5 protein-coding genes are annotated in these 6853 nt (G+C 64.7%); 4 read left to right on the forward strand and 1 reads right to left on the reverse strand.

The window, feature by feature from the left end; genetic code table 11:
- Positions 1-103: 103 nt before the first annotated feature.
- A complete protein-coding gene (locus tag VF697_RS32740; protein WP_331101141.1) occupies positions 104-1696 on the reverse strand; it encodes a HEAT repeat domain-containing protein in 1593 nt (530 codons plus the stop codon).
- Positions 1697-1814: 118 nt separating this feature from the next.
- Here VF697_RS32740 and rpsU point away from each other — a divergent pair, with 118 nt between their 5' ends.
- From rpsU to VF697_RS32760, 4 genes are all read left to right on the forward strand, one after another.
- Entirely contained in the window at positions 1815-2009 is a 195-nt protein-coding gene (rpsU, locus tag VF697_RS32745; RefSeq protein ID WP_002621505.1) for a 30S ribosomal protein S21, read from the forward strand.
- Between the two features lie 87 nt (positions 2010-2096).
- Positions 2097-2558, forward strand: a complete 462-nt coding sequence (locus VF697_RS32750) for a GatB/YqeY domain-containing protein (RefSeq protein WP_331101147.1) — start codon at positions 2097-2099, stop codon at positions 2556-2558.
- Positions 2559-2863: 305 nt separating this feature from the next.
- Positions 2864-4681: a DNA primase gene (dnaG, locus tag VF697_RS32755; protein WP_331101151.1), complete on the forward strand. Its 1818-nt coding sequence runs from the start codon at positions 2864-2866 to the stop codon at positions 4679-4681.
- Between the two features lie 325 nt (positions 4682-5006).
- A partial coding sequence (locus VF697_RS32760) for a sigma-70 family RNA polymerase sigma factor (protein ID WP_331101149.1) occupies positions 5007-6853 on the forward strand: 1847 nt, incomplete at its 3' end.

Here is a 6853-nt window from a genome sequence, read left to right on the forward strand (position 1 = left end):
GCCCGGCTCGACGACGATGGCTCGTGTAATCTTCATTCCCACTTCTCCAGACCTCGCACCCTATCCACGTACCTGAGCGCCAGCAAGGACTCCGTGCGAGCCCCTATGGAGGGCTGAAGCCGAGCCGCTCCAGGCCCCGCCGCGCCACGTGCTGCACGTGGGAGTCCGGGTCCTTGGACAGGGCCTGACTGAGCGCGGAGGCGGCAAAGGGTCCCCCCAGGGTAGCCAAGGCCTGCGCTGCGGCCACGCGCACCGAGGCCACGCTGTCAGACTGGAGCGTCTGGGAGAGGGGCCTCACGTGCTGGGCGCGGCCGATCTTCTCCAGCGTGTGGGCGGCGGCCTCGCGCACCTCGGGGTGCTCGGAGCCGAGCAGGGCCACCGCGGCCTCCACCTGGGGCAGCTGCCGCTGCCGGCCCACCACCTCGAGTGCCGCGGCCACGACCTCCGGCGCGGAGTCCCCGAGCGCGGCGGCGATGGCCGCGTCTCCCTCCTCCGAACGGGGCACGGAGAGCGCCCGCACCGCCCCGGCCCGTACCAGGACCTGCGCGTCCTCGAGGAAGGGGGACAGCACCTGGAAGCGGCGCCGGCTGTTGCCGTCGCACTCGGCGAGCCAGGCCACCGCCTCCCCCCGCACCTCCGCTGGAAGGCTCGCGTCGCGCCCCACCTCCAGGAGGAACGGCTCGCAGCCCTTGTCGGCCGCGGCCACCTGCAGCCACGCGCGCCGGGTGGCCAGCGGCACACCCTCGGCGCGCACCCGCCGACTCGCGGCCTCGCTCGGCGTCAGGCCCTCGGCCTCGGCCAGCCCGAGCGCGGCCAGCCGGCGCACCAGGGCCTCCGTGTCCGTCAGGGCGCGCTCCAGCTCGCGCTGTGCCAGCGGGCCGTAGCGCCGCAACGCCTGCACGGTGGCGCGCCGATTGGCGGGATCGGTGGCGGAGAGCCCCTTCTGGAGTGTCTCCAACTCCTTGGAGTAGATGGCGAAGAGGCGGTTGATGAGGGCCTGGTCCTGCGACTTCGCCTCCAGCAGGAGCATCCTTCCCACCGAGGTGCCCTGCTTATCGGCCACGGAGAGGAGCGCGGAGGCGGCGGCCTCGTCACCGGACTCGGGGCGCCGGGCCATGGCGGACAGCAGCACCCGAGCCGGCGACTGGCCGAGGAAGGCGGCGAGGTGGACGAGCGCCTCGCCCCGAAGCTGCCGCTCCTCCGAGTACACCTCCACCTCCAGGGCCTCCCGGACGGCGTCCCGGTGGGCCCAGATCCGAGCGGCCGCTGCCCCGCCCTTGCTCCCCGCGTCCTTGAGGAAGGTGGCGGTGGAGCGTCCCGCCTGAGCGGCGGCACGCGCGGCGGTGACACAGGCGAGCACCTCCTCCTTCGCCGAGGCCTCCGCCACCCAGTCCGCGAGCACGCGCGGCTCGGTGTGACCGCGGACCTTGGCCTGGGCGCGCAGCACCGCCCACCGCACCCGCCAGTTCGGGTCCGCGAGCGCCGAGCGCAGCGCCGCCTGGGGGACGGGGTTCACCTTGGCCAGCTCCAGCACCCAGGCATCGGCGCGGCCAGAGGTGACGCACAGCTTGCACACCTGGGAGCGAAGGGCGGCGTCCTGCACGTGCTTCTGGCAGGACATCCAGCAACCAGTCGCTCCCTGGCCACCGTGCTGGCCGGTCGACAACAGCAGGACGAGGATGAGGGCGGGGCTCACGGGGTACACTTTAGCCCACCCTGCAGATCCTTTTCTGCGGGCGTCCTTGCGTTTTCATGCCCGCTGCGTCATATCGGCGCCCCCTACATTTCTAGCGCATGCGGAAGGAGGTGACAGTATGCCCGGTATTCGAGTGAAGGACGGCGAGTCCATCGAGAGCGCCCTCAAGCGTTTCAAGAAGGCCACCGAGAAGGCTGGAATCCTCTCCGAGATCCGCAAGCGTGAGCACTACGAGAAGCCTTCCGTGAAGCGGAAGAAGAAGGCCCTCGCGGCCAAGAAGCGCGCGGTGAAGAAGGCGCGCAAGACGTACTAGCGCCCCGGGGAGCTGGGGTGGCGTCAGTTCCGCCCCCTGGCTCCCGTCTGTGTAGCAACCCTTCCCACACATTCCTGGAGTCCTGCCATGGCCACCGTGAGAGAGCGCCTCGACGCCGACCTCAAGGACGCGATGCGTTCGAAGAACGAGCTGCACACCAGCGTCCTGCGGATGCTCAAGAGCGCCATCAAGTACAAGGAAGTGGAGCCCGGCGCCACCGGCCCTCTCGACGAGGCCAGCATCCTTCAGGTCATCGCCACCCTCATCAAGCAGCGGCGTGACTCCGTCGAGCAGTTCAAGTCCGGCGGTCGCCCGGAGCTGGCGGAGAAGGAGGAGCAGGAGATCTCCGTCCTCCAGAACTACCTGCCCAAGCAGCTGTCCGCCGACGAGCTGCGCGCCGAGGTCCAGGCCGCCATCACCGAGGCCGGTGCCAAGAGCGCCAAGGACATGGGCGCGGTGATGAAGCTGGTCAGCCCCAGGCTGCAGGGCCGCGCCGAGGGCCGCGCCATCTCCGACGAAGTGAAGAGCCAGCTGTCCAAGCTGTCCTGAAGTTCCCGGCCTCGAACGGCGCCGGGCAGGTCTTGAACTTGCCCGGTCGCTGATCGGCCATTAAGGGTATTCCGGTTGCCCCCCTGCCCCACTACCTGGGCAGCCCGTGCAGCACCGGAAATGGCCCTCTTGCCCTACATCGTCGACCCGCGCCGGAACGTTTCCGGTCTTCCGCCCCCCGGCGACGCCTCGCGTCCTGGCGCCCGTGGCCCCCATGTCAGGGGGGGGCGGCATACTCGTCCGAAGGGGCCGGTGTGCGGACCATGGCGGTCCAGCCACGCCGGGCAGAGGGGGTGGGGCCCATGATGATCCCCGAGCACAAGGTCGAGGAGGTACTTCGACGGATAGACATCGTCAGCCTCATCTCGCGCTATACGGAGTTGAAGAAGGCTGGACGCGAATTCCGGGGTCGGTGCCCATTCCACCAAGAAAAAACCCCTTCGTTCTACGTCAATCCCGATAAAGGGGTGTACATCTGCTACGGGTGCCATGCGGGTGGCAACGCGTTCTCGTTCGTCCAGCGGTATCTCGGCAAGAACTTCGCGGACACAGTACGAGATCTAGCGCGCGAACTGGGCGTTGATCTTGAGGCGGCTCAAGACCCAGCGGAACGCGATCGCGAGCACATCAAGCAAGCAACTGACTTCGCGACAGAGCACTTCAAAACGCTGCTTTGGAACGAGCAGACCGGGCGTGATGCACGAGCCTACTTGGCTAGTCGCGGCGTCTCCGCTGAAACCGCTCGTCTCTTCGGACTAGGTTGGGCACCACCAGAATGGACAGCACTGGCAGACCGCTTCCTCAAGGCCGGGATGATCGAATGGGGAACTAAGGCTGGGCTCGTTCTGCCTCGTAGTAAAGGAGATGGCTACTTCGACTTCTTCAGAAGTCGGCTCATGATCCCTATTCGTTCGCCCGAGGGGAGGACCATCGGCTTTGGTGGACGCCTCTTAGGCAGTGAAGACGGAGCCAAATACCTGAACTCCAAGGACTCCGTCCTCTACAACAAGAGCAATACGCTCTATGGGATGGACCAAGCTCGAGACGAGCTCCGACGTCGTAATTGCGCCGTTCTGGTTGAGGGGTACTTCGATTGCATCGGCCTGCATCAAGCAGGGGTCCGCCATGCAGTAGCCCTTTGCTCAACAGCACTTACGCACGGGCACCTTTCAGCGCTCAAGCGAGCTGGAGCCAAAAATGTTGTGCTGCTACTTGATGGAGATAGCGCGGGCATTAAGGCAGTGGAGCGCTTGGCAGGCCCTCTGCTTGCTGCAGGAGTGTCTGCACAAGTAGCCCTGCTACCGATGGGTGATGACCCAGATACATTTGCCAGGAGAGAAGGTCCTGCGGCAGTGGAGTCGCTCATCAACCAAGCACAGCCTCTGACTGCCCACCTATTTGGCGCATGCCTGCCAAGAGGCAAAGCAGCCAGCTTTGAAGAAAAAATGGAGGCACTAGAGCGACTCAAGCCTGTTGCCGCTTATTTGCCTGCTGGGTTGATCCGTTCGGCCTTCTTTAATGCAATGGGGACTCATTTCGGGCTTCCACCTATGGAGCTGGAAGCCAGTATGCGGAGCAGTCAGTCCCCACATGGAGTGCCGAAACAAGCTGCGGCATCAGTTAGCCCTAATGGTCTTCCGTCGAATGGAGCGACTGCTCGGCTTGTGGGCCAAGCCAAGGTGCAGCCTCCAGACGAGCTTGAAGCTCTTTATGTGGCCGCACTCCTACGCAGCCCCCGCCTGATAACTCGCGACCAATACCGAGTAAGCGACGAATTGACCCATCCAGGGCTGCGACTCGCACAAGGCGGCGCAGTCTCAGGCCAAAGCCCAGCAGATGTGCTCTTCGACGCAAGCGAGGAGGTAAAATACGCCCTGGAGAATGCCCTGCGGAAACTCCCTCCAGAAGATGGGGGTCACTCCTTGGAGCAGTACTTCGTTGCGACGTGTCGGGCACTGAAGCTCCAACTGGTCGATCGACGCCGAGCGGAGGTAACCGATCTACTTCGTCGTATCCCAAGGGAGCAGGCAAGTGACCTGCCTGAAGAGGTCCGCAGCCTTCTGGAGGAAAAGAAGAGGCTGAACGAACTGCGAAAGCGCCTTGACGCGGAACGCCCGTTGTAAGATTTCCCCAGTAATTCCGACCACTTAACCAATATGGGCCGTTCTCTAAAAAGAAGGATCCCCGCTTCTTGCGGTAAAGAGAAAAGACGAAGCGAACTTCGAGCGATTTTGAGGCGGAACGCACAAATTAGGTACTTCGTAGAAATTTCGCCTACTTACAGCATGGTAACGCCCAAATTTGCGCGGACGTAAGCCAAGTTGTCCCGGGAACAAAGACCCCAATGCAACCGGTTTGAGTTCGCGTTTGTAAGAATCCTCCACTTTGCGATAGATGGGCCGGCTCGCTCCAGGCCAAGCCCCTGTTTTTCTAAGGAGAAGTACCCGAATGCCGACGCAGAAGCCCTCCTCGAAGGTGGCCGTCAAGCCCAAGAAGAAGGTGGCCCCGGAGATCCGGAAGAAGAAGAAGTCCCCGGAGGAAGCCTCGGCAAAGGGTACCGAGAGCGCTGAGGCCAGCACCAATACCGTCTCCGCCAAGAAGGCCGACCGCGCCGAGAAGGCCGAGAAGGCCGCCGCCGTGGAGAAGGCCACCGAGGCGCTCAAGAAGCGCAAGGCCGTCACCCAGGTGGAGTCCGACGAGGTCGATCCCGAGGAGGCCGCGGAGGAGGCGGCCGCCGCGGTCGAGGTCGATCCGGACGCCGTGGAAGACGAGGTGGATGAGGAGCCCATCGCCGACCGCAAGGAGGTCAAGGATCTCCTGGCCGCCGGTCGTGAGAAGGGCTTCCTCACCTACGAGGAAGTCAACGACGCCCTGCCCGCGGACATCGTGTCGTCGGATCAGATCGACGACGTGATGAGCATGTTCGGCGACAACGACATCGAGATCGTCGACGCGCAGAAGGCCGCCCAGAGCACGGAGATCAAGCCCACGGTCGCGGTGGAGGAAGAGCGCGCCGAGGCCGAGGAGGAGGAGAAGGACGAGGACGACGAGCCGGGTGGCAAGTCCAACGATCCCGTTCGCCTCTACCTGCGCAAGATGGGCAGCGTGAGCCTCCTCACCCGCGAGGGCGAGGTGGAGATCGCCAAGCGCATCGAGGACGGCGAGAAGGAAGTGCTGCGCGCGCTGCTGGCCTGCCGCGTGGCCATGGTGGAGATCCTCGACATCGGCACCCGTCTCAAGAACGGCAAGCTGCGCGTGCGCGACGTCATCAAGGACGCGCCCGAGGAGGCCCAGGGTGAGGGCGAGGCCGAGGCCGAGGTCGAGGTCGCCGAGGAAGGCGCCGAGGGCGAGGGCCAGCCGCAGCAGCTCGCCCAGAGCGAGCTGAACAAGATCGAGCAGATCAACAAGCAGATCGAGCGCATCCGCAAGTTCGCCAAGGACTGCGAGGCGCTGGACGCGGAGCTTCAGGGCAAGAAGAAGCTCACCGACGTCAAGAAGAAGGAGCTCAAGCAGGAGGTGAAGGACCTCCGGACCAAGATGATGGAGGTCCTGGAGGAGATGCGGCTCAACAAGAAGCAGGTGGACCGCATCGTCCTGAACCTCAAGGGGCTCATCGAGCGCGTGGAGAAGGCCGAGGCGGAGCTGCGCGAGGTCGAGCGCCGCTACGGCGTGCCCATGGACACGCTGCGCGATCTGCTGCGCGACGCCAAGGAGGACCCCGAGGCCCTCAAGAAGGCCCAGCGCAAGCTCAACGTCACCAGCGAGCAGCTCGACGCGCTGGAGCGCGACGTGCGCACCGCCACCCGCAACATCAAGCGCGTGGAGGAGGAGGCCAACCTCGAGGTGGAGGAGCTGCGCCGCAACTACGAGGCCATCCGCATGGGTGAGCGTCGTGCCGAGCGCGCCAAGACCGAGCTGGTCGAGGCCAACCTGCGCCTCGTGGTGTCCATCGCCAAGAAGTACACCAACCGCGGCCTGCAGTTCCTGGACCTCATCCAGGAAGGCAACATCGGCCTGATGAAGGCCGTCGATAAGTTCGAATATCGTCGCGGCTACAAGTTCAGCTCCTACGCCACCTGGTGGATCCGCCAGGCGATCACCCGCGCTATCGCCGACCATGCCCGCACGATCCGTATTCCCGTGCACATGATCGAGACGATGAGCAAGCTCCGGAACATCAGCAAGGCGCTGATGCAGGAGCTGGGCCGCGAGCCCACCATCGAGGAGATCGCCAAGCGCGCGAAGATGAGCGTGTCCGAAACGCGCCGCGTGCTGAAGATCAGCCGCCACCCGAT

Origin of the sequence: Archangium sp. (genome assembly GCF_036388035.1) — a bacterium.
Classification (GTDB): domain Bacteria; phylum Myxococcota; class Myxococcia; order Myxococcales; family Myxococcaceae; genus Archangium.